Raw genomic sequence first — 972 nt, 5'->3', positions numbered from 1 at the left:
CTAGGGCGCGTCCTCAAAGTGGTTGTGGCTGATCTGCTTTGCGACCGGTGTTGATCTGTTTTGATGTCGCGTTGTGGTGCGCAGGCATGAGTTGACCGATGAGCAGTGGCAGGTCGTGGCAGTCTTGCTGCCGGCGTCGGGGGTCAAGGGCCGCCCCAGGGTGGACGACCGGCGGGTGGTCAACGGCATGTTGTACAAGGCCAAGACCGGGATCGCGTGGCGGGATCTGCCCGAACGGTACGGGCCGTGGAAGACCGTCTACAACCGGTTCTGGCGCTGGTCGCGCAATGGCACCCTGTCGTTGTTGGTGGCGCGGGTGCGGGTGATCGCTGACGCGGTCGCCGAGCTGGATCGGGAGGTGTCGGTGGATTCCTCGATCGTGCGGGCCCACCAGCACGCGGCCGGTGGGCGCCGCGGCCGGGTGATCCATACCGGCGGGGAGCGGGTTCTACCCCGGGACGTGCGGCGAGCCCGCTGACCATGCAATCGGTCGTTCTCGTGGCGGGCCGACGACGAAGATCCACCTGGCCTGCGACGGGCTCGGGCGTCCGTTGTCGATCGTGCTGACCGGCGGCAACGTCAACGACTGCACCGTGTTCACCCGGGTGCTGGCCGGTATCCGCATGCCACGACCCGGTCGCGGCCGGCCCTGGACTCGGCCGCGGCGGGTGCTGGCCGACAAGGGCTACTCCTCACGCGCGATCCGGGAGTACCTGCGTCGGCGTGGGATCGCCGCGACGATTCCCGAACGCTCTGATCAACAGGCCCACCGGCGTCGCCGCGGCAAGATCGGTGGGCGCCCACCGACGTTCGACCCGGCAACTTACCGCCGCCGCAACGTCGTCGAGCGTTGTTTCAACCGGCTCAAGCAGTATCGGGCCGTCGCCACCCGATACGACAAAACCGCAACCTCCTACCGCGGCATGCTCGACCTGGCCACCCTGCTCATATGGCTTTGAGGACAGGCCCTAG

At 67.6% G+C, this 972-nt stretch carries 1 pseudogene; it reads left to right on the top strand.

Annotated features, from left to right (window positions below):
• Window positions 1-76 precede the first annotated feature (76 nt).
• Window positions 77-959, top strand: a pseudogene (locus AC3ERS_RS36575) (IS5 family transposase).
• The last annotated feature ends 13 nt before the right edge of the window (window positions 960-972 follow it).

Source organism: Nocardia sp. bgisy134, from assembly GCF_057708325.1.
The sequence above is the reverse complement of the archived record's forward strand: the minus strand, read 5'-3'. Positions and strand labels throughout refer to the sequence as shown.